This is a genomic window from Hyunsoonleella aestuarii (assembly GCF_006148925.1).
GTDB classification, from domain to species: domain Bacteria; phylum Bacteroidota; class Bacteroidia; order Flavobacteriales; family Flavobacteriaceae; genus Algibacter_D; species Algibacter_D aestuarii.
Genome location: NZ_VAWB01000001.1, coordinates 315,030 through 334,458, shown reverse-complemented (window position 1 = coordinate 334,458; position 19,429 = coordinate 315,030). Strand labels below are relative to the sequence as shown.

Here is a 19,429-nt window from a genome sequence, read left to right as displayed (position 1 = left end):
TAGGTCCTAAATATTTTTTAAAATGAAATCGGTACGTTCGGCAATAGTGCCAAAAGGAACCTCAATAACATTATAACCAAACTTTTTATAAGTATCGCTTAAATGGTTATGAATTTTTAAAACTTCATCGAAACTTTCAAATCGGGCGCTATCGGTTTTATAGATAGCTTTCCAAGGGGGGAGAATGAAAACATTGGTGTAAACATGTTCGTTGCATGCGTCTGTAAATAATGCATCATATTTCTGATTAAAAAAATCCATGTAAGCCAAAACATCTGGTATGCCACGATCAAAAAAACATAGTGCTTCATTTAACAAACTTCCTTCTTTAAATTGATTAATTCTGCCTTTTAAAAGTCGCATGTTAAAGTCAAGAGGGTCTTTTGCAAAAACAATGGGATTTGAAATTTGATTCACCGTGTCCACTTCTTTTGTAAGTTCTGAAGTTAAAGATCTAATAACTTCTTCAAAACAATAAAAACCTTTTGTGTTTAAGGCATTAATAACCGAAGTTTTACCTGTGCCTGCACTACCACTAATTACAATCTTTTTCGTTTTCAATTCTGCAATATTTGCCGTAAAAATCGGAATTTAACTGGTATAAAAAAAATAGAAAGGAAACTGTATATTTGTGGCTTAAAATTAGACTATGAGTACTTCTTCAGAATCAGAGGCATTTTACAATAAACTAAGAGCTCAATTGTATGATACAGCTTTATGGCCATCTGAATATCTTTATAAATTTATTGTTTCTACGGACTCGAATAAAATTGAACGAGTGGAATCGCTTTTCAATAATATGGGGGCTGTTATTAATACCAAAGAATCAAAAAACGGTAAGTATACAAGCATTTCCATAAATGTTAAAATGAAAAATCCAGATGCCGTTATAGAAAAGTATAAAGAAGTTACAGAAAAAGTTGAGGGTGTGATAAGCCTTTAGTTTTTTTTTGTATTTTGCGCTAGCATAGCAACTACATGCACAAATATATAACTCTACACATTTATTTTGATAGATAATCTAGAATACAACACAGAGCGTGAGCATTTAATTATTCCCGAGTACGGGCGTCATTTACAAAAAATGATTAATCACGCTAAAAGCAGAGAAACAAAAGACGAACGGAATAAATTAGCTAAGGCGATTATATCTGTAATGGGTAATTTACAACCGCATTTAAGAGATGTTCCAGACTTTCAACATAAACTATGGGATCAGTTATTCATAATGTCAAATTTTGAATTGGATGCCGATTCTCCATACCCCAAACCAACAAAGGAGCTTTTTGAAGAAGCACCAGAGCCTTTAAAATACCCACAAAATCATCCGAAGTATCGTTTTTACGGTAATAACATTAAAACCATGATCGATGTAGCGAATACATGGGAAGATGGCGAACTTAAGGAAGCCTTAACCTATACTATTGCTAATCATATGAAAAAGTGTTTTTTAAACTGGAATAAAGATACTGTTGAGGATGCTGTAATTTTTGGTCATTTATTTGAGCTATCGAATGGAAAAATTGATTTAAGAAATTCAAGTGAAGACCTATCAGAATCATCAAGTTTGATGAGAGTAAAAAGCAAGTACAGCAACAATAAAAAAGGTGGACATAAGAAGAGTTCCAACCGCCAAAGAAAACGCTACTAAAATTTTATGGGAACATTTAAAATTGAAGGAGGCCACCAACTAAAAGGAAGTATTCAACCTCAAGGTGCAAAGAATGAAGCCCTACAGATTTTATGTGCGGTTCTGTTAACCCCAGAAGTTGTTACGATAAACAATATTCCAGATATAATCGATGTTAACAAACTAATAAGCTTATTAAAGAAATTAGGGGTTAAGGTCGAAAAACATGCTCGAGGGAGCTATTCATTTCAAGCAGACGATATTAATTTAGAATATTTAGAGTCTGACCAATTCAAAATAGATGGACGTGGACTTAGAGGGTCGATAATGATAGTTGGGCCTCTATTAGCACGTTTTGGTAAAGGATATATCCCGAAACCAGGAGGAGATAAAATTGGTCGCCGTCGTTTGGATACACATTTTGAAGGGCTTATTAAGCTTGGAGCTAAATTTGGTTACAGCAAGGAAGAGCAATTTTATGGTGTTGAAGCTAAAAGATTAAAAGGGACATACATGCTTCTTGAAGAAGCGTCTGTTACTGGCACCGCAAATATTGTTATGGCGGCTGTTTTAGCAGAAGGACAAACAACTATTTACAACGCAGCTTGCGAACCTTATTTGCAGCAATTATGTAAGATGCTAAATAGAATGGGAGCTAAGATTAGTGGAGTAGGTTCTAATAAACTTATTATAGATGGCGTTGAAAGGTTAGGCGGAACAGACCACAGGTTACTTCCAGATATGATAGAAATTGGGAGTTGGATTGGGCTTGCAGCGATGACTAAAAGTGAGCTTACAATAACCAATGTGTCATGGAACGACTTAGGATTAATACCAGAAACATTTAGAAAACTTGGTATTACTGTTGAAAAACAGGAGGACGATATTCATATTCCCGCACATACTGATGGCTATGAAATACAAAGTTTTATTGATGGTTCTATATTAACTATTTCTGATGCACCATGGCCTGGGTTTACGCCAGATTTGTTGAGTATCATTTTAGTAGTAGCAACTCAAGCCAGAGGTAGTGTTTTAATTCATCAAAAAATGTTTGAAAGCCGCTTATTCTTTGTTGATAAGCTAATTGATATGGGAGCTAAAATCATTTTGTGCGATCCACATCGTGCAACGGTAATTGGGCATGATTATAAATCGACTTTAAAAGCCACTACCATGACATCTCCAGATATTCGTGCTGGGGTGTCATTGTTAATTGCTGCGCTTTCAGCAAAAGGGACTTCCACTATTCAAAACATCGAGCAGATTGATCGTGGTTACGAGCGTATTGCCGAGCGTTTGCGTGCTATTGGGGCTAAGATTGAGCGTCTTGATTAGTTTTTCTTCGTTTTTTTATAATAGTATTTTGTTAATTTAAATAAGGGAAAGGAGAGCCAAATAATTATTAAAATTATTCCACATATTTTTAAGTAAGTATAAAACCCGGATCCCACGCTTCCATCAGCAGCTGAAATAAATTTAGAATTCATGTCTATGTTAAACATAAACATGATAATAAATGCCGCTGGGAATGCTAATACACTTAGAACAATTTGAATTATAATAGTTAGAATGATTTTAGTTTTTATCACTTGATAGTTTTGCTGATTATCTTTAAATATAATAAAAGGAAAAGACTATTCTTACTTTATAAAAATTAAAACAAGCCCGTAATCTCACCATCATCATTTATATCAATATTTTCTGAAGCAGGATGAGCCGGTAGCCCGGGCATACGCATAATATCCCCCGTAATAGGAATTAAAAATCCTGCACCAGCAGCAATTTCAATCTCTCTAACCGTGATGATAAAATCTTTGGGACGGCCTAATAATTTTGGATTGTCTGATAGTGATTTTTGGGTTTTTGCTATACAAACAGGCAAATGATCTAAGCCCAGATTTGTGATTTTTCTTAAATGTGCTTTTGCTTTTGCCGTATAATCAACATATTCAGCACCGTATATTTCTGTGGCAATCGTTGAGATTTTATCCTCCACAGAAGATTCCCATTTGTAAAGAGGTTTGAAATCAGATTTATTTTCTTCAACGATATTAACCACATGCTGAGCCAGTTCAAGCGCGCCTTCGCCACCCTTTGCCCAAACCTCTGCTAAAGCAACACGAATGCCTTTTTCTTTAGCAAACGCTTTTATCAGATTAATCTCTGCATCACTATCTGAAATAAACTTATTAATGGCTATAACTGGTGATACCTTAAACTTAAAAATGTTTTCAAGATGCTTTTCTAAGTTAGGTAATCCTCTTTCTAACGCTTCTAAGTCTGGAGTTGTGAGTGATTTCAAATCGGCTCCTCCATGGTATTTTAAAGCGCGAATGGTAGTGGTAAGCACAACAGCTTTTGGTTTAAGTCCAGCACTTTGGCATTTAATATCAAAGAATTTTTCTGCGCCTAGGTCAAAACCAAATCCAGCTTCGGTAACCGTATATTCAGAATGTGTCATACCCATCAAGGTGGCAATAACGGTATTGGTTCCTTGAGCAATATTAGCAAATGGCCCACCGTGTATTATGGCAGGATTACCCTCAATCGTTTGAACTAAATTGGGTTTAATAGCATCTTTAAGTAAGGCCGTCATAGCGCCTTCAGCTTTTAAATCTTTAGCATAAATAGGTGCTTTATCGAAAGTGTAACCAATGAAAATATTGCCTAATCGTTTTTTTAGGTCGGTGAGGTTTTCGGCTAAACAAAGAATCGCCATTATTTCTGAAGCTGCTGTAATATCAAACCCTGTTTCTCTTGGAACTCCAGATGTTGTTCCACCCAATCCTACAATTATACGCCGTAGCGCTCGGTCGTTTAAATCAACCACCCGCTTCCAACCAATTGTTCGTGGGTCGATACGGAGTGAATTGGTTTTATTTTGAATATTATTATCAATAATTGCAGAAAGTAAATTATGAGCTTTCTCTATGGCAGAAAAATCTCCAGTAAAATGAAGGTTGATGTCCTCCATAGGCAATACTTGTGAATTACCACCTCCTGTAGCACCGCCTTTTATGCCAAAAACAGGCCCCAAAGATGGTTCTCTTAGCACTACAGTTGTTTTTTTATTTAGGCGGTTTAATCCTTCGGATAAGCCAATGGACATAGTTGTTTTTCCTTCGCCTGCCGGCGTTGGAGAAATAGCTGAAACAAGAATAAGATTGCTTTCAAGAGCTTTCTGTTTGTCTATAGCTTTTAATGGTAGCTTAGCTTTATGCTTACCATACATTTCAATATCATCAGAAGGTATTCCAAATTTTTCTGAGATTTCCGATATATGTTTTAGAGTAATGGTTTTGGCTATTTCTAAGTCAGTCATAAGCTATAGAATTATATGAAAAAATTATACTGACTTAAATGTATGAAATTTGTAAATGATGTTATGTAATTTTTATCATTTTCAGAAGAGTTGAGAAGTTATTTAATTTAAAGCCTCTTTATAAACCGACAAACAACGTTCGCGTGCGTATTTATGATCTACTATAGGCTGCGGATAGGTGAGTTCTTGAAAATCTGGAACCCAATTTTTGATGTATTCCAAGTTTTTATCGAACTTTTGAATCTGAGTCGTAGGATTAAAAATTCTAAAGTATGGTGCTGCATCTACACCCGAACCAGCAACCCATTGCCAATTGCCTACATTGCTGGCCATTTCGTAATCGTGCAGTTTTTCTGCAAAGTAAGCTTCGCCCCAGCGCCAGTCAATTAATAAATGTTTGCAGAGAAAACTACCCACTAACATACGCACACGATTATGCATAAAACCTGTTTCGTTTAGCTGGCGCATCCCTGCATCAACAAATGGGTAACCTGTTTTGCCTTCACACCATGCTTTAAATTCGGTTTCATTATTACGCCATTGAATGCGGTCGTATTTCGATTTAAAACTTTCGTTAACGGTATGGGGGAAGTGCCAAAGAATTTGCATGAAAAATTCACGCCAGATGAGTTCTTGCCAAAAAATTTCATTCTTTTCGGAAATAGCTTTTTCAATCATTTCTCGAATACTAACAGTACCAAAGCGTAAATGAGGGCCTAATTTAGAGGTAGTGTCTTGGGCAGGATAATTCCTTGTAGCCTCATAATTTTGAATTAAGCTTGGAGAGATTTTAAAGGGCTCTATGCTTTGATTTGAGGGTTTAAAACCAATATCTGATAGACTTAGATTGGGTAAGTTATTTTCAGAAATAAGGTGATCTAAATATTGTTCTGAAGGATAATTTTTAAGAGTGACCTTTTTAAAAATTTCTTTCCATGTTTTCATATAAGGTGTGTAAACCACATATGGAGAACCATCTGATTTAACAACCTCATCTTTTTCAAAAATGACTTGATCTTTATAAGAATTAAATACTATGTTGTTTTGGCTTAATAAGCTCTTAATTTCTTTATCTCGTTTTATTGCATAAGGTTCATAATCATGATTCGTGTAAACTTCTTTAATTTCATACTTATTAATTAGTTTATTGTAAATGTCAATTGGTTTTCCAAAATACAAGGCCAAGTTATGGTTATGAGCGTTTTGTAAAACATGACGCATATTTTGAAGTGTTTTATGAATGAAAGATACGCGAGCGTCATTTTCTGGAAGTTTATGTAATATTTCAGAATCAAAAATAAAAACGGGTAAAACGGGAAGACCTCCTTTTAAAGCTTCGTAAAAACCAACGTTATCGTGAAGTCTTAAATCTCTACGAAACCAAAAAATATTGATAGGTTGTTTCATACTTTTTCATTGTTTCATATAGATAATGTTCTCAATCAATTCCAATCTTCATTTGAATTACTCTAACAGACATTTTCGGTTAGTATTTACCAAACAATTCCTCTAACTTTTCAGTTCTATAATTAAAAATTTCTTCAAGTTTAGGTTTTACTAAAATAGGATGTACTAACTGACCGAGCAAACCAAAAGGAACTTTATAGTCTATAATATCTTCCATTTCAACCCCGCCATCTATTTCTTTAATAAAATGTTTATGATGCCAAAGTGAATAAGGACCGAAACGTTGTTCATCTACGAAATAATGCTTATCAACAATGTGAGTAATTTCAGTAACCCATTTTGTTTTTATTCCCAGAACAGGTGTTACTATGTATTGAATAATTTGACCAGCGAACATGGGTCTGTCTGCACCAGATAAAATATGAAACCCCATATAATTTGGAGTAATGGTTTTTAAGTTTTTTGGATCAGACAGGAAATCCCATGCTTTATTAATGGTAATGGGTAAATTCTGCTTTTTATGTAACCTGTAAATTTTCATCGTTTAATTATGAATAAGGATGTACATGTTTAATGATGTTGCTATGCATAGCCAAATGAAATAGGGTAGAATCAATAGACTTTTTAATTTCAGTTTTTTTCTATAGTCATATAGCATAATCGTAACGATAGCCGTTAAAGCAATAATAACTAGCAGTCCAATACTTACTAAATGTTGATTAAAAAAGATATAATTCCAAATGACATTAAGAATAAATTGAACTGAAAATAATATAATAATTTTGGTATTGAGAAGTATATTAATGAGATAAGCCATATATATTGAAAAACAAAACATAATGGTTGTCCAAGCCATACCAAAAACCCATCCAGGAGGTGTCCATGGTGCTTTATTTAAGTTCATATACCAATTGGTTTGTGGACCATTATTCATGAGAAGCGTTCCAACATATAAGGCTCCAAAATTTATTACAAGAAAGATGAAAATGTTTTTAAGCAGCTTCATGTTTCATTTCATTGATTTGTTGAGCTATCAATTGAGCCTCAGCATATTTTGCATCACTTTTGCTTCTATTAATGCTTGATAGTTCATGCCATTCTTGCATTAATCTTTTAAATTTTGCTTCTAATTTTTCTCTCTTTGATTTTTTCTTGAAAAAACGGAACATAGGTATTTTTAATTTAAATGTTTAATGATTTTTGAGCTCAATGGGCTGGTAGCAGAAAAATAGTAATCTACCAATTTCCCCTTTGGGTCAATTAAGTATTTTTGAAAATTCCACTTTACAGAAGAATCTTTTACGCCATTATTTGCTTTTTGGGTTAACCATGTGTAAAGTGGGTGTTGATGTTTTCCTTTTACATCAATTTTTTCTGTAATCAAAAAATTCACACCATAATTTACTTCGCAAAATGTTTCAATATCCCTAACATTACCAGGTTCTTGACCACCAAATTGATTACATGGCACTCCAATAATTTCTATATTATCACCGTATTTCCCATGTAGCTGTTGTAATGTTTTATATTGTGGCGTAAAGCCACATTTAGAAGCTACGTTTACAAAAAGTATATGCTTGCCTTTAAATTTAGATAAGTTTATAGGTTTTCCTTGTAGCGAGTTTATACTGATATTATATATTGAATCAACATTCAATTTTTTCTCAGTATACCTATTGCCAGCAGTAGCTATAAATGCTTTTAGCGGATTCATATATTTAAATTTTAAAACTTACAATACCACAATCCATTTCAAGTACTTGTCCCGACATTGAGGATGAGTTTTTGGAAAGCAAAAATTCTGCCATACCTGCAACTTCCTCAGGAGATAAGAATTTTTTCAAAGGGTGACGTTCTGTAATATTTTCAATCATTTTATCGTTTCTTAGTAGCTTTGAGGCCAATTCGGTATCTGTAACCGTAGGGGCAATTGCGTTTATGCGTATTGTTGGTGCTAATTCTGCACCAAGAGATTTTACTAAGCCCTCTATACCCGCTTTAGAAACTGCTATACTCGCATGATATGGCATGCCAAGTTTTGCAGCAACTGTACTAAATAAAACAATAGATGGGTGATCTCCATTTTTTAAGATGGGCAAGTACTTTTGAATGACTTTTACAGCGCCAAGAACATTAATTTCAAAGTCCTCTTTAAAATCATCAATACTTAATCTGGATATGGGTTTTAGATTGATACTTCCTGGACAATATACAAGTCCGTCAGCATTTTTTATCTCTGGTAATTCATTTTGTATAACATCACATTGATGATGAGTTAAATTGTTGTGTGATGTTTCGGGAGTACTTCTACTAATGTTTTTTACATTGTAATTAGGCAAAAGCTTTTCAACTAAAGCTTTTCCAATGCCCTTACTTCCTCCGACTACTATTATTGTTTTCATGGGTTTCAGGGCATTTAGTCTTTATGGCCTGCCCTTCAGCCGTTTTTCTATTTTTTGTTTAATTACAGTTAAACGTTTCATTAAATCCATAATTTCAGGATCTTTGTCTACTTTATAGATGTCGTTTAAGCTTAATATTAAACTCTTTACTTCTCTAGATGATTCGATACGCTCACTTGTTGTTTTAAACGTATGTTTGCGTTGTTCGAATTCTAAAGCTTTGTCAATAATCTCCATATTTCTAATCTTACTATAATTTTAATAAACTGCACTAAAATTCATGCAGTTTTGCAATATAATAAAATATAGAGGATTAGCTATTTTTATGTCGATTTATTAGATAAAATTTAATATTTAACTAAATCTAAATCGCTTTTTTGATAGATTTACTATTATATTAATCGACCTTTTAAACGCTTCTCTACTTTTCTTTTGATAGCTGTTAAGCGTTTCATGATATCCATAATATTATCATCCTTTTTTTTCTTGTAGATTTGATTTAGATCTAAGATTAAGGTTTTAGCTTCTCTTGAAATCATAACTCGATCGCTTGTAGATAAAGATCTCATTTTTCTTTGTTCAAATTCTAACGCTTTATTAATTAACTCTAATTCCATTTTTCTAGCTCTTTAAATAATTTTGTAATTCTGTGATTTTTTCTGAATTATTAAACTCTCCACCATAATAGGCAGTAACCGTCGTTGAGGTATCGTCTTTTATACCTCTGGAGGACACGCATAAATGCTTAGCATCAATTATAACTGCGACATCTTCAGTGTCTAAGATTGATTTTAATTCGTTAGCTATTTGGTTTGTTAATCGCTCCTGCACTTGAGGGCGTTTGGCATAGTATTGTACAATTCTATTAAGCTTTGATAAGCCAATAACCTTTCCAGAAGAAATATACGCGACATGGGCTTTACCTATAATTGGAACAAAATGATGTTCACAATTTGAATAAAACGTAATATTTTTTTCAACCAACATCTGGTTGTATTGGTATTTATTATCAAAAAGTGCAACTTTGGGTTTGTTGGCAGGATTTAATCCAGAGAAAATTTCATCAATGTACATTTTGGCAACGCGATTCGGCGTTCCTTGAAGTGAATCATCTGTTAAATCGAGTCCCATAACGTCCATAATTTCTTCGAACAAGATCGCGATTCGGTGCTTTTTTTCAGTATCACTTAATTTGAACGCATCTGGTTTCATTGGAGTCTCTAAACCCGTGTAAAGATGATCGTCACCAATATCTTCAATTGAAAATCCATTAAGTCTGTGTCCGTTTGTTTTCTTTTCTAATTTTTCTATTTGCATAGCTTCTTTTTTATGTGCTGTTTTAGTATTAACCAAACAAAGCACGTTAGCGTTTTGAGATTTTATTTTGTGTTATTTGTTTTTGTCTGCTACATTTAAAGCGCCCTTTTTGAAAAACTCTTAGTTTTTCATGTTTTGTTGAACGACCTTGAACACGCTTTCGCCACATTTTGAAACTACTTGGTTTCATTTCTCTCCGCATCAATGAAATGACTTCTTGTTCTTTCAAACCAAATTGAAATTTTATGGAATCAAACGTTGTTCTGTCTTCCCATGCCATTTCAATGATTCTATCAATAGACTCAGTAGGTAATTTCATACATACTGAAAATTGTATTGCTCGTCATGTCTTATCTTTTCATTTAACATTTTGTCAAAGAAGCGCTTGTTTTCTTTGAATGTCTTGTTATTCTTAAAGTGTATAAATTTCCCTTGCGCATGAATGCTGGCTCCATTGGTTTTATAAATTACCAACTGATAGTATGGTATTAACCATGTAAAGTTTTGTAAACCCTTATTGATAAAAATTAAAATGCCATTTTTTCTTAATTCTATGTTCGCATAATTAATGTCGGACACTGAATTAAGCACAGACATGAAATTTGGACTAACTTCACCAATTATCATTCGTTTAGAGCCAATTCCTTTCATTTTTAGTGATTCCAATAAGGTGAATGATCTACCCACCAAATCACTTATAATTTGCTTGTGTTCTTTATTGTTATGTGTTGTATTAAGTATCATTTACTTCTTGTGATACTCAAATATACAAAATGTTTAACAAAAAATATAAAAAGTTAAACAAAAATGAATATTTTACTATTAGAAAAATTTATAATAGAAGTTAAGTGTATGATATACAGCATTTAACGGTTTTAAAAACGACTTTTAAGAGTATGTTTTCTTAAAATTCTTTTGCTTTCTTCTAAAACAGTCTTGTCCTTGCGCAGTTTCCAAAGTGTGTTTCCTGCTTTTTTTCTAGTACTTTCTAAATTCACAATCGGTTTTGGATAGTCTTTGCCTAACTTAAAATTATAGAGCTGTTGTTCCATTTCTGTCATTAAATACGGCTGGTGTGCAAAAGGTGTATCTAGTTTTTTAAGCTCCGGCACCCATTTTTTTATGAAATAAGCCTCTGGATCATATTTTAAGCTATTTTTTACTGGATTATAAATACGAAGCATATTAATGCCAGTTTCTCCAGCTTGCATTTGTAGTTGTGGAAAATGTATTCCGGGTTCAAAATCTAAAAACATTTGCGATAAATGCGTAGTTGCTTCTTGCCAAGGTTGCCAAAGATTGTGTGTAAAGAACGATACTACTAAAGCTCTCATTCTAAAATTTAAATATCCAGTTTCATTTAAACATCGCATACAGGCGTCTACCAGAGGATAACCCGTTTGTCCTGTTTTCCAAGCATCTTGATATTTAGAAGAAATACTTTTTTTTAATTTATGAAAACCTTTATTTACACTAGCTTCTTCCATGGTGTGTTCCATTTCAAACTTTTGAATAAAATGGGTTTGCCAACGTAAGCGCGACATAAATGCTTCCAAAGCTTTTTTATGTTTCGATGCTTTTTTTAGATGATAAGCTTCATGATACACTTCTCTAACCGATAAATTTCCCCAGGCTATGTATGGTGAAATTCTACTACAACTTGTTCTTGCTTGCTCTGGCTTAGAGATATTGAACATGTAATTCTGGTAGCGTTGCTCAAAAAACGATTTTAAATATCTAAGACCTGTTGAGCGTCCACCTTTTTGAAATGGTGTAAATTTTTGAGTGTCTAAATTAGGCAAATTGAAGTTTATCTCTAAAAGCTCAATATCCTTTTTCGATATGAGCTGATTTTCTTTTGGAGCAAAACTTAAGGGTTCAATAGCATAATAAGCATCTACCAATTCGTTCCAATTATCTCTATTTTTCAAACCACGCTGTACGCCATTATTAATATTTTCGTGCCAATTAATAAGGTTGTTTTTGCAATATCTTTTAAAATTCTTGTCCCGCTCAAAAGTTACTAATATACCTGTTTCTTGATGTGAGTAGATATCTGAAATATGATAACGCGATTGCAATTGGTTAATTGCGGCGATAATATCAGATTGTACAGCAAGTATTTTAGAATTGTAAGTTTCTAGTGCTGTATTTAAATCAATAATAGATTCTCTTATAAAATTCCAATGACGTTCGCTATAATGCGAATCATTCATTAATAATGGCTCAAAACAATACAGTAGTAGTGTAGCTTTTCCAGTTTTTAAAGCATTATAAATCGCTTCATTATCATGCAAACGTAAATCACGTTTTAGCCAAACAATGTTTATGTGGGGCTTAGTATTCATCTTGATTCGCAATTATATGTTGTGCTCTTTCTTTTATATTTTGTAAATCTTGCTTATCCATTTTATCTAATAAGCTATACATCATTTTCATTCTGAAATTGTTCCCTAGTTGTTCTCTTTTTTCATCTAAAAAATTCCAGTACAAACTATTAAAGGGGCATGCATTCTCTCCTATTTTTTTATTTCTGTTATATGTGCAATCTTCACAATAGTTACTCATTTTGTTAATATATGAACTTGAAGATACATAGGGTTTAGTTGCAATTTTTCCACCATCGGCAAACTGACTCATACCTCTGGTGTTGGTAAGTTGTACCCATTCTATAGCATCTACATAAATGCCCAAATACCAATCATCAACTTCATCAGGATTGGTTTGTGTTAAAAGCGCATAATTTCCAGTAATCATTAACCGTTGAATATGGTGTGCATATCCATTATCTAAAGAATTTGTTATGGCATGTTTTAAGCAATTCATTTTGGTATCACCTGTCCAGAAAAATTCAGTCAACTTATTAGTATTGTTGAGTTCGTTTAAATTTTTATATTCTGGCATAAAGGCCCAATACATACCGCGCATATACTCTCGCCAACCAATAATTTGACGTACAAAACCTTCAATTTGAGAAATATCTATAGCGTCAGCGTGTTTTCGGTAATAGTTCATTACCGTTTTTACTACATCTTTGGGAGAGATCAGTTTAAAATTCATAGCGAAGGATAATCTAGAATGAAACAGATATTCCTGTTCGGTATGCATGGCATCTTGATAGTCTCCAAAATGAATCAATAAGTACTTGCAAAAGTATTTGAGTTGTTCTAAGGCTTGAGCTCGAGAAATAGGGTAGGAGAATGTTTTTGTTTCAAATATACCTATAGTTTTGATTTCAGCATATTTAATATTCTTAACAATTTCAGTAACGTCATTTTTGAATAACTTATAGTTTGGAATTTCAACGTCGCCTTTCCATTTATTTCTGTTGCTTTTATCGTAGTTCCATTTCCCACCTTCTGGTTGGTCAGCAACGATCAAAATATTATGCTTCTTACGCATGTCTCTGTAAAAGTTCTCCATGATATACTGTTTTTTGCCATGAAAGAAGTTTTTTAAATCCTCTCTTTTTGTATAAAAATGTTCCGCAGATACTGCATTTGATTTGATGCTTAATTTGTTACAGAATTTTTGTAGTTGCTCATCCAATCTGTATTCATCAGGAAAGATGTATTCGAAATTTTTTATATGATGTTCTTCTATTAATTTTGAAAGGTTTTCGGTTAAACTATGTGTATTATTTTTATCATTAATTTTGAAGTAGATAACGTTGTGTCTTTCAGATTTTAAATCTTCTGAAAATTGGCGCATTGCGGCAAAAAAGCCAATAACTTTTTGAATATGATGCGTTACGTAATCCGTCTCTTGGCGCATTTCAAAAAGACAATAGGTAATATTAATGTTAGTTTCTTTAAACCACGAATGTTTTATATTGAGTTGATCGCCTAATATTAATCTGAGCGTTTTCATTTAGAATAGAGTTCGTTGCAACCATAAATTCTGAAACTTACCATTTGCATCATAATGCTCAGCTTGTAAATCCACATTGAACTTTCGGTCTCGTGGGTCATTACCAACACCAGCAACGTACATCCAATTTCCATAATTACTGTGAACGTCGTAATCTATAAGCATTGCTTCAAAATACGCAGCGCCAATTCTCCAATCTAATTCCAAATCTTTAGCAAAGAACGACGCCACGTTTTGCCTACCTCTATTGCTCATCCAACCTGTTTCTTTCAGCTCAATCATATTAGCATTTACAAAAGATGAGCGGGTTTCGCCATTAGTCCAATTATCGATTAATGATAGGTCAGTTTTCCACGTATAATCTTTTTTTAAAATACCATCAATCTTAAAAATGGCATTTCCATGGTTTAATGAAATATATTTGAAATAATCTCTCCAAATCAATTCAAAAATTAACCAATATGTAGATTGATTTTTATAATACTCTTGTTCAAACTTCTTAACGTTCCAGTAAATTGTTCGCGCCGAGATGCTGCCATTGGCTAGCCATGGTGAAAGTTTGGAACTAAAATCTGTACCAACCAATCCATTTCTTGTTTTCTTATAGAATCTCAATTTTTTAGATTGAAAGAAATAGTCATCCAAACGATTTAAGGCTGCATTTTCGCCGCCTTTAAATGGGAACGATGAATTTAGATGGGTTTTGAAATCTTCAAAACCTAAATCGTTCAGAGATGGAATTTTAGTATCATTTGAAATCGATTCAATTTTCTTTAGGGCTTTTAGGTGAGCTTGTGGTCTAATTTGGCTAAACTTTTCAACTTTTTCCCTAAAGTTCGTAAATACTTGTGGAATTTGTTCAATCTTTATGTTTATGTCTTCTGGATTATAGAGAAACTGGTCATAAATTTCGTTGAAAGCAGAATCTCCTGAAATGGATGCTTTTACTTTATTTAAAACTGTTTGCTCTTCACTTGTCCATTCTTTTTGAAGATAGATTTGTTTTATACCAAAATCTAGTAGGAATTGATTTATTACGTTTTCAGGTTTATCAAAATATATAAATAATTCAACGTTCAGTGATTTGAGGTTTCTTTTTAAATCTTGAATCGTTTCTATTAAGAATCGAGTTCTATATTTTTCTGTTTTTTTAAAACCAAATTTATCAAGTTTATAATGTTCAGGATTGAAAAAATAAATGGCAATTATGATGTTATGGTTATTACAAGCTTCATGCAAAATATAATTATCATGAACTCTTAAATCGTTTCTAAACCAAACTAACCCTATAGTGTTTTGTTTCTTCTGCATTGTTCACTGCAATATTTAACATGTTCCCAATTTTTTTCCCATTTTTTTCTCCAAGTAAATGGGCGATTACACTTTGTACATGTTTTCTGAGGTAAATGTTGCTTTTTGTGACTCAACTTCAACAAGTTTATTAATCATTCCCGAAAAGATGAATCCGTGGAATGGAAGTACCGCATACCAATACAGTCTACCCCATAGTCCACGAGGTCTAAAAGTTGCGGTTTGTTTTAATTTATTATTCTCAATTTTAAATTCTAACCAAGCCTCTCCTGGTAATCGCATTTCTGCGTAAAGCAGTAATTTATGTTTTGCCTTATCGGCATAAATCACACGCCAAAAGTCTAAGGCGTCTCCAACATTTAATTCTGTTGGGCTTGTGCGACCTCGTCTCAATCCAATACCGCCAAAGAGTTTGTCAATATAACCACGTACGCGCCACAAAAAAGTACCAAAATACCAACCGTTAATTCCACCGATGCTCCAGATTTTTTCAATGGTTTTACCAGAGTCAATAACCCTACGTTCTTTATAATCTTTATAACATCCATACTTTGGAACATTTACATATTTATGCAATCGATTTCTTAATCTACCACTGCTTATCATAGAATCTTTCCAACTAGATACAATACTATTTTGCTCAATTTTTTCAAAAGCCAGTTCAACTGCTTCTTTGTAAGTAATCGGGCTGACTCCTAATATGTCATTAATATTACTTGGTTGTCCAATAATTTGCACGCCCATGCTATCCACTAACGAAGTTGCGAGCTTATATGATGTTGATGTCACGAAATATAACCAGTATGATGATAGTTTTGGTGTCATTACAGGTACCGTCAAAATGTATCGCTTTAGTCCTCTAACTTCTGCAAATTGAAGCAGCATTTCTTTATACGTTATAACTTTAGGACCAAAAACATCATAAGATTTATTGTAAAGTTTTGTGTTTCCTGCGGCTCTAGTTAAAAAAGCTAAAACATCCCTAACAGCTAAAGGTTGTGTTTTAGTATTTAACCATTTTGGAGCAATCATAAAAGGGAGTTTTTCAACTAAATCTCTTATTATTTCAAACGAAGAACTTCCAGAACCAACAATTATCCCTGCTTTGAAAATCGTTAATGCATACTTATCTGAAAACAACTGATTTTCTACGTTTTTTCTAGAGCGAAGGTGTTTAGAAAGTTCATCTTCATTTGTGATACCACTCAAATAAATAACTTGTTCGGCCCCAGTGGTTTCTATATAGTGTTTGAAATTTAGTGCACATCGTTCTTCTAAAGATTCAAAGTCCTTTGAGGAATTAGACATTGAGTGTATTAAGTAATACGCTACGTCTATTTTTTTTGGAATATTATCAAGGGTTTCTGGTTTTAAAAAGTCGGCTTCAATAACATAAACGTTCTCGTCTTCAGAAAAACTTTTATCTGCTCTAAGTCTATCTCTTACAACGCAAACCACCGTGTGACCTTGATTTAATAAGAACGGTATGAGCCGTTTGCCTATATAGCCAGTTGCCCCTGTTACAAGAATTGTCATAATTTTTATTTTATTAATTCCTTTGGTCTTTGATAGCCATACCGTATTCTTTGTTCAGGAATAGCATACCCATCCAATCCATTTATGGCAGCTACTTCTGCTTTAGACAAGTTGATGAATCCATCTTTTTCTATAAGGTAGTCATTAACATATAAACCAACAACTTTACCGATAACCAAAATAGTTTTATTTGCTTTTATATCGTATTCTTCAACAAACTGCATTGCCAATTGAATTGGTGCATTTTTTACAAATGGGGCAGAAAACTCAGGTTTATATTCAGGTTCTAAGTTGGTAACATCAAATTCTGAGATAGCACTATCGTATTTTGCTGATGTATGGTGCGCATCGAGTATTATATTTTTATGTACATGGTTAATTGTATAAAATCCAGTTTCTTTTAAATTTTCATAGGTATTTCTAATAACTGTAGTTGGACGTAAAAAGAATCCTAGCATTGCAGGACTCGAACCAATATGGGTAACAGAACTAAACACTGCAACATTCTCTTTGCCATCTTGTGAAATAGAACCAATTAAATTTGCAGATTTATAACCAGAACAACTATTAATCAAATTGATTTTGTAAAGGTGACTGAGTTGTTGTATGTCTAATTCGCTGAAGTATAGCATGTTATAATAATCTCAAATAATTGTTAATTTTAATATGCTGAGCTTTTAAATCAAACATTAAGTTATAAAGTCCGAAAAAAGTTCTATTTATATAAATGAAATGTTTTGATCCTCGATTTCCATTCATTTTCTTTAAATCGGTACTTTTTGAGTAACGTTCGCCTAATTCAGCAATCTTTCCAAAGAAAGTTTTATCTGAAAAATCAAATGTTTCTTTATGGAAAGGTTGTGTAAATAGGCTTAACATTTCATGGAACATGTCTGTGAAAAACTCCAATTCTTCTTTGTTATCATCCTCTTTTAAAATTTCAAGCTCATATAATTTAGAAACAAAATACGCCTGGTTATTAATGTTTTCCGGTAATGCAAGCTCAAAATAGGGTGAATAAAACTCCATTGGGATAGTCTTCATACACCCAAAATCTAAAGCTATTAATTCTCCTTTTTCAGAAACCAGGAAATTTCCAGGATGTGGATCTGCATGTACTTTTTTCAAATTATGAATTTGGTACATGTAGAAATCCCATAGGGCTTGTCCTAATTTTTGTGCTTTCTGTTGGTCTGTATTATGGGCAGTAAATTCTGAAAGATGTTCACCTTCCATATAATCCATAGTGATGATACGTTCAGAAGATAGTTCTTCATAATACTTTGGAAACTTCAAGTTTGAAATATGGGCGCACGCTTTTGAAACTTCTTTGCTTTGCTCAATCTCTAAGATATAATTGGTCTCCTCAATCAACTTATATTCAACTTCTTTGAAATACTTATCGGAATCTTTTCCTTTGATGTTGAACATACTCATAGCTATGGGCTTCACCATAGCTAAATCTGAAGTGATACTCTCCGCAACTCCTGGATATTGGATTTTCACAGCAAGTTTTTTCCCATTCTTAGTTGCCATATGCACCTGACCGATGCTAGCAGCGTTAACAGAAGTTGCGTTAAAAGTATCAAATAGTTCATAGGGCAGTTTCCCAAAGTATTTTTTAAACGTTTTAATAACAAGTGGAGGCGATAAAGGTGGCACTGAAAATTGAGCTAAAGAAAACTTTTCTACATAAGCTTGCGGTAAAATACTTTTCTCCATACTAAGCATTTGCGCCACTTTAAGGGCACTACCTTTTAATTGTTTTAGTCCGTCGTAAATATCAGTAGCGTTATTTTTGTTTAAGCGTTCTTTCGCTTCAACCTCCGTATTTACAATCTTATCTCCATAATATCTTAAATAATTAACGCCTACTTTAGCACCAGTAGAAACTAGTTTAGTAGCTCGTTGAATTTTAGATGTCGGTATATTATCTATGGTTTTCATTCTTTATTTTTAGTTCATTTGAAACTTTTCTTTGAACAGAAATTTTCCTAAATCTAACACGCTTTTTAAAGGCGTGATATCCAAGACATCGAAAGTTGTATTGACTGATTTTTCAATGAAAATATCTGTTTTCTCGAAGGATACGGATGTATCATCAATCCAAAATTTCATGGTTAATAGTAATTGTAACCAAGCAGATTCCTTTAAAGCATTATCTTGAATTTTTTCTAGTTGCTCTTGTTTAATGTCTAGCATTTGGATACCTAATTCACTCACATACTGTGTAAAGTGTTTTTTTAAGCCAGAAAGCATCTTTAATCCTTTTAGATTTGTTTTATATTTATCTAAAACATGCTTTACATAACTTCTGTTTGCCGTAAGGTTTTCAAAAAAGGTATAGTAAAAACTTAAAAGCTTGTTCCTAGCATCAAATATTTTATAGTCTTCACTTTTATTTAAAGCATTTATCGAATTTGTAAAAAACGATTCAAAAATGCCTTTCTCGATAGCTTCAAATGAAGCGAAATGCTCATAGAATTTAGCTTCTTCAAAATTATTCATTTTGGCAAAAGCAAATACCGTTTTAGGATTAGCATCGTGCTCCAACACATAGTCCATGTACCAGGTGAGAATATCGTTTTTAGAAACTGATTTTTTCTTCGTCATAATAATGATATTTATGGT

At 33.1% G+C, this 19,429-nt stretch carries 24 protein-coding genes; 3 read left to right on the top strand and 21 right to left on the bottom strand.

From position 1 onward, the window contains the following. Positions 1–6: 6 nt before the first annotated feature. Positions 7–561: an AAA family ATPase gene (locus FEF17_RS01690; RefSeq protein ID WP_139000628.1), complete on the bottom strand. Its 555-nt coding sequence runs from the start codon at positions 559–561 to the stop codon at positions 7–9. A gap of 88 nt (positions 562–649) precedes the next feature. Here FEF17_RS01690 and FEF17_RS01685 point away from each other — a divergent pair, with 88 nt between their 5' ends. From FEF17_RS01685 to murA, 3 genes are all read left to right on the top strand, one after another. Further along, positions 650–943, top strand: a complete 294-nt coding sequence (locus tag FEF17_RS01685; protein WP_139000627.1) for a DUF493 family protein — start codon at positions 650–652, stop codon at positions 941–943. Positions 944–1,009: 66 nt separating this feature from the next. Next, positions 1,010–1,651 (top strand): DUF4290 domain-containing protein, encoded by a 642-nt coding sequence (locus FEF17_RS01680; protein ID WP_139000626.1) that lies wholly within the window; start codon positions 1,010–1,012, stop codon positions 1,649–1,651. Positions 1,652–1,657: 6 nt separating this feature from the next. Further along, positions 1,658–2,968 (top strand): UDP-N-acetylglucosamine 1-carboxyvinyltransferase, encoded by a 1,311-nt coding sequence (murA, locus tag FEF17_RS01675; RefSeq protein WP_139000625.1) that lies wholly within the window; start codon positions 1,658–1,660, stop codon positions 2,966–2,968. A gap of 319 nt (positions 2,969–3,287) precedes the next feature. Here the strand turns inward: murA and FEF17_RS01670 are convergent, their stop codons facing one another. The 20 genes from FEF17_RS01670 to FEF17_RS01575 form a co-directional block, all read right to left on the bottom strand. Next, positions 3,288–4,955, bottom strand: a complete 1,668-nt coding sequence (locus FEF17_RS01670; RefSeq protein ID WP_139000624.1) for a formate--tetrahydrofolate ligase — start codon at positions 4,953–4,955, stop codon at positions 3,288–3,290. A 102-nt stretch (positions 4,956–5,057) separates the two neighbouring features. Beyond that, on the bottom strand, positions 5,058–6,362 hold the full coding sequence (locus tag FEF17_RS01665; protein ID WP_139000623.1) for a cryptochrome/photolyase family protein: 1,305 nt from the start codon (positions 6,360–6,362) through the stop codon (positions 5,058–5,060). 79 nt (positions 6,363–6,441) lie between these two features. Then, positions 6,442–6,903: an SRPBCC family protein gene (locus FEF17_RS01660; RefSeq protein ID WP_139000622.1), complete on the bottom strand. Its 462-nt coding sequence runs from the start codon at positions 6,901–6,903 to the stop codon at positions 6,442–6,444. A gap of 3 nt (positions 6,904–6,906) precedes the next feature. Beyond that, on the bottom strand, positions 6,907–7,368 hold the full coding sequence (locus FEF17_RS01655) for a TspO/MBR family protein (RefSeq protein ID WP_139000621.1): 462 nt from the start codon (positions 7,366–7,368) through the stop codon (positions 6,907–6,909). Continuing rightward, on the bottom strand, positions 7,355–7,531 hold the full coding sequence (locus tag FEF17_RS01650) for a Lacal_2735 family protein (protein ID WP_139000620.1): 177 nt from the start codon (positions 7,529–7,531) through the stop codon (positions 7,355–7,357). The genes FEF17_RS01655 and FEF17_RS01650 overlap by 14 nt, the downstream gene beginning before the upstream one ends. Before the next feature lie 8 nt (positions 7,532–7,539). Then, on the bottom strand, positions 7,540–8,076 hold the full coding sequence (locus FEF17_RS01645) for a glutathione peroxidase (RefSeq protein ID WP_139000619.1): 537 nt from the start codon (positions 8,074–8,076) through the stop codon (positions 7,540–7,542). A 4-nt stretch (positions 8,077–8,080) separates the two neighbouring features. After that, on the bottom strand, positions 8,081–8,764 hold the full coding sequence (locus tag FEF17_RS01640) for an SDR family NAD(P)-dependent oxidoreductase (RefSeq protein ID WP_139000618.1): 684 nt from the start codon (positions 8,762–8,764) through the stop codon (positions 8,081–8,083). Positions 8,765–8,785: 21 nt separating this feature from the next. Further along, a complete protein-coding gene (locus FEF17_RS01635) occupies positions 8,786–9,001 on the bottom strand; it encodes a hypothetical protein (RefSeq protein ID WP_139000617.1) in 216 nt (71 codons plus the stop codon). Between the two features lie 155 nt (positions 9,002–9,156). After that, positions 9,157–9,381 carry a hypothetical protein gene (locus FEF17_RS01630; protein WP_139000616.1) on the bottom strand — a complete coding sequence of 75 codons (225 nt, stop codon included), beginning with the start codon at positions 9,379–9,381 and terminating at the stop codon, positions 9,157–9,159. A 4-nt stretch (positions 9,382–9,385) separates the two neighbouring features. Beyond that, positions 9,386–10,081 (bottom strand): GTP cyclohydrolase I FolE, encoded by a 696-nt coding sequence (gene folE / locus FEF17_RS01625; RefSeq protein WP_139000615.1) that lies wholly within the window; start codon positions 10,079–10,081, stop codon positions 9,386–9,388. Between the two features lie 46 nt (positions 10,082–10,127). After that, a complete protein-coding gene (locus tag FEF17_RS01620; RefSeq protein WP_139000614.1) occupies positions 10,128–10,400 on the bottom strand; it encodes a TIGR03643 family protein in 273 nt (90 codons plus the stop codon). Continuing rightward, positions 10,397–10,825 carry a hypothetical protein gene (locus FEF17_RS01615; RefSeq protein WP_139000613.1) on the bottom strand — a complete coding sequence of 143 codons (429 nt, stop codon included), beginning with the start codon at positions 10,823–10,825 and terminating at the stop codon, positions 10,397–10,399. Before FEF17_RS01615 ends, FEF17_RS01620 begins: the two co-directional genes overlap by 4 nt. A 131-nt stretch (positions 10,826–10,956) precedes the next feature. Beyond that, positions 10,957–12,429 (bottom strand): cryptochrome/deoxyribodipyrimidine photo-lyase family protein, encoded by a 1,473-nt coding sequence (locus tag FEF17_RS01610; RefSeq protein ID WP_139000612.1) that lies wholly within the window; start codon positions 12,427–12,429, stop codon positions 10,957–10,959. After that, positions 12,419–13,951, bottom strand: coding sequence for a cryptochrome/photolyase family protein (locus tag FEF17_RS01605; protein WP_139000611.1), 1,533 nt, complete (start codon positions 13,949–13,951; stop codon positions 12,419–12,421). Before FEF17_RS01605 ends, FEF17_RS01610 begins: the two co-directional genes overlap by 11 nt. Next, a complete protein-coding gene (locus FEF17_RS01600; protein ID WP_139000610.1) occupies positions 13,952–15,262 on the bottom strand; it encodes a DASH family cryptochrome in 1,311 nt (436 codons plus the stop codon). Beyond that, entirely contained in the window at positions 15,238–15,378 is a 141-nt protein-coding gene (locus FEF17_RS01595) for a DUF2256 domain-containing protein (protein ID WP_139000609.1), read from the bottom strand. Before FEF17_RS01595 ends, FEF17_RS01600 begins: the two co-directional genes overlap by 25 nt. Beyond that, entirely contained in the window at positions 15,329–16,798 is a 1,470-nt protein-coding gene (locus FEF17_RS01590) for an SDR family oxidoreductase (protein ID WP_139000608.1), read from the bottom strand. Before FEF17_RS01590 ends, FEF17_RS01595 begins: the two co-directional genes overlap by 50 nt. Before the next feature lie 5 nt (positions 16,799–16,803). Next, the gene (locus FEF17_RS01585; protein WP_139000607.1) at positions 16,804–17,430 is read right to left on the bottom strand and encodes a flavin reductase family protein; all 627 of its coding nucleotides are present in this window, start codon (positions 17,428–17,430) and stop codon (positions 16,804–16,806) included. Between the two features lies 1 nt (position 17,431). After that, on the bottom strand, positions 17,432–18,745 hold the full coding sequence (locus FEF17_RS01580) for an ABC1 kinase family protein (protein WP_139000606.1): 1,314 nt from the start codon (positions 18,743–18,745) through the stop codon (positions 17,432–17,434). Positions 18,746–18,754: 9 nt separating this feature from the next. After that, the gene (locus FEF17_RS01575) at positions 18,755–19,411 is read right to left on the bottom strand and encodes a TetR family transcriptional regulator C-terminal domain-containing protein (RefSeq protein WP_139000605.1); all 657 of its coding nucleotides are present in this window, start codon (positions 19,409–19,411) and stop codon (positions 18,755–18,757) included. Positions 19,412–19,429: the final 18 nt, after the last annotated feature.

Excerpts from the sequence above, each read along its gene's own strand:
- FEF17_RS01605 (WP_139000611.1), bottom strand. The coding sequence starts at position 13,951 with ATGAAAACGCTCAGATTAATATTAGGCGATCAACTCAATATAAAACAT.
- FEF17_RS01610 (WP_139000612.1), bottom strand. The coding sequence starts at position 12,429 with ATGAATACTAAGCCCCACATAAACATTGTTTGGCTAAAACGTGATTTA.
- FEF17_RS01650 (WP_139000620.1), bottom strand. The coding sequence starts at position 7,531 with ATGTTCCGTTTTTTCAAGAAAAAATCAAAGAGAGAAAAATTAGAAGCA.
- FEF17_RS01685 (WP_139000627.1), top strand. The coding sequence starts at position 650 with ATGAGTACTTCTTCAGAATCAGAGGCATTTTACAATAAACTAAGAGCT.
- FEF17_RS01660 (WP_139000622.1), bottom strand. The coding sequence starts at position 6,903 with ATGAAAATTTACAGGTTACATAAAAAGCAGAATTTACCCATTACCATT.
- murA (WP_139000625.1), top strand. The coding sequence starts at position 1,658 with ATGGGAACATTTAAAATTGAAGGAGGCCACCAACTAAAAGGAAGTATT.
- FEF17_RS01620 (WP_139000614.1), bottom strand. The coding sequence starts at position 10,400 with ATGAAATTACCTACTGAGTCTATTGATAGAATCATTGAAATGGCATGG.
- FEF17_RS01640 (WP_139000618.1), bottom strand. The coding sequence starts at position 8,764 with ATGAAAACAATAATAGTAGTCGGAGGAAGTAAGGGCATTGGAAAAGCT.
- FEF17_RS01600 (WP_139000610.1), bottom strand. The coding sequence starts at position 15,262 with ATGCAGAAGAAACAAAACACTATAGGGTTAGTTTGGTTTAGAAACGAT.
- FEF17_RS01645 (WP_139000619.1), bottom strand. The coding sequence starts at position 8,076 with ATGAATCCGCTAAAAGCATTTATAGCTACTGCTGGCAATAGGTATACT.
- FEF17_RS01585 (WP_139000607.1), bottom strand. The coding sequence starts at position 17,430 with ATGCTATACTTCAGCGAATTAGACATACAACAACTCAGTCACCTTTAC.
- FEF17_RS01655 (WP_139000621.1), bottom strand. The coding sequence starts at position 7,368 with ATGAAGCTGCTTAAAAACATTTTCATCTTTCTTGTAATAAATTTTGGA.
- FEF17_RS01615 (WP_139000613.1), bottom strand. The coding sequence starts at position 10,825 with ATGATACTTAATACAACACATAACAATAAAGAACACAAGCAAATTATA.
- FEF17_RS01630 (WP_139000616.1), bottom strand. The coding sequence starts at position 9,381 with ATGGAATTAGAGTTAATTAATAAAGCGTTAGAATTTGAACAAAGAAAA.
- FEF17_RS01635 (WP_139000617.1), bottom strand. The coding sequence starts at position 9,001 with ATGGAGATTATTGACAAAGCTTTAGAATTCGAACAACGCAAACATACG.
- FEF17_RS01670 (WP_139000624.1), bottom strand. The coding sequence starts at position 4,955 with ATGACTGACTTAGAAATAGCCAAAACCATTACTCTAAAACATATATCG.
- FEF17_RS01665 (WP_139000623.1), bottom strand. The coding sequence starts at position 6,362 with ATGAAACAACCTATCAATATTTTTTGGTTTCGTAGAGATTTAAGACTT.
- FEF17_RS01575 (WP_139000605.1), bottom strand. The coding sequence starts at position 19,411 with ATGACGAAGAAAAAATCAGTTTCTAAAAACGATATTCTCACCTGGTAC.
- FEF17_RS01580 (WP_139000606.1), bottom strand. The coding sequence starts at position 18,745 with ATGAAAACCATAGATAATATACCGACATCTAAAATTCAACGAGCTACT.
- FEF17_RS01590 (WP_139000608.1), bottom strand. The coding sequence starts at position 16,798 with ATGACAATTCTTGTAACAGGGGCAACTGGCTATATAGGCAAACGGCTC.
- folE (WP_139000615.1), bottom strand. The coding sequence starts at position 10,081 with ATGCAAATAGAAAAATTAGAAAAGAAAACAAACGGACACAGACTTAAT.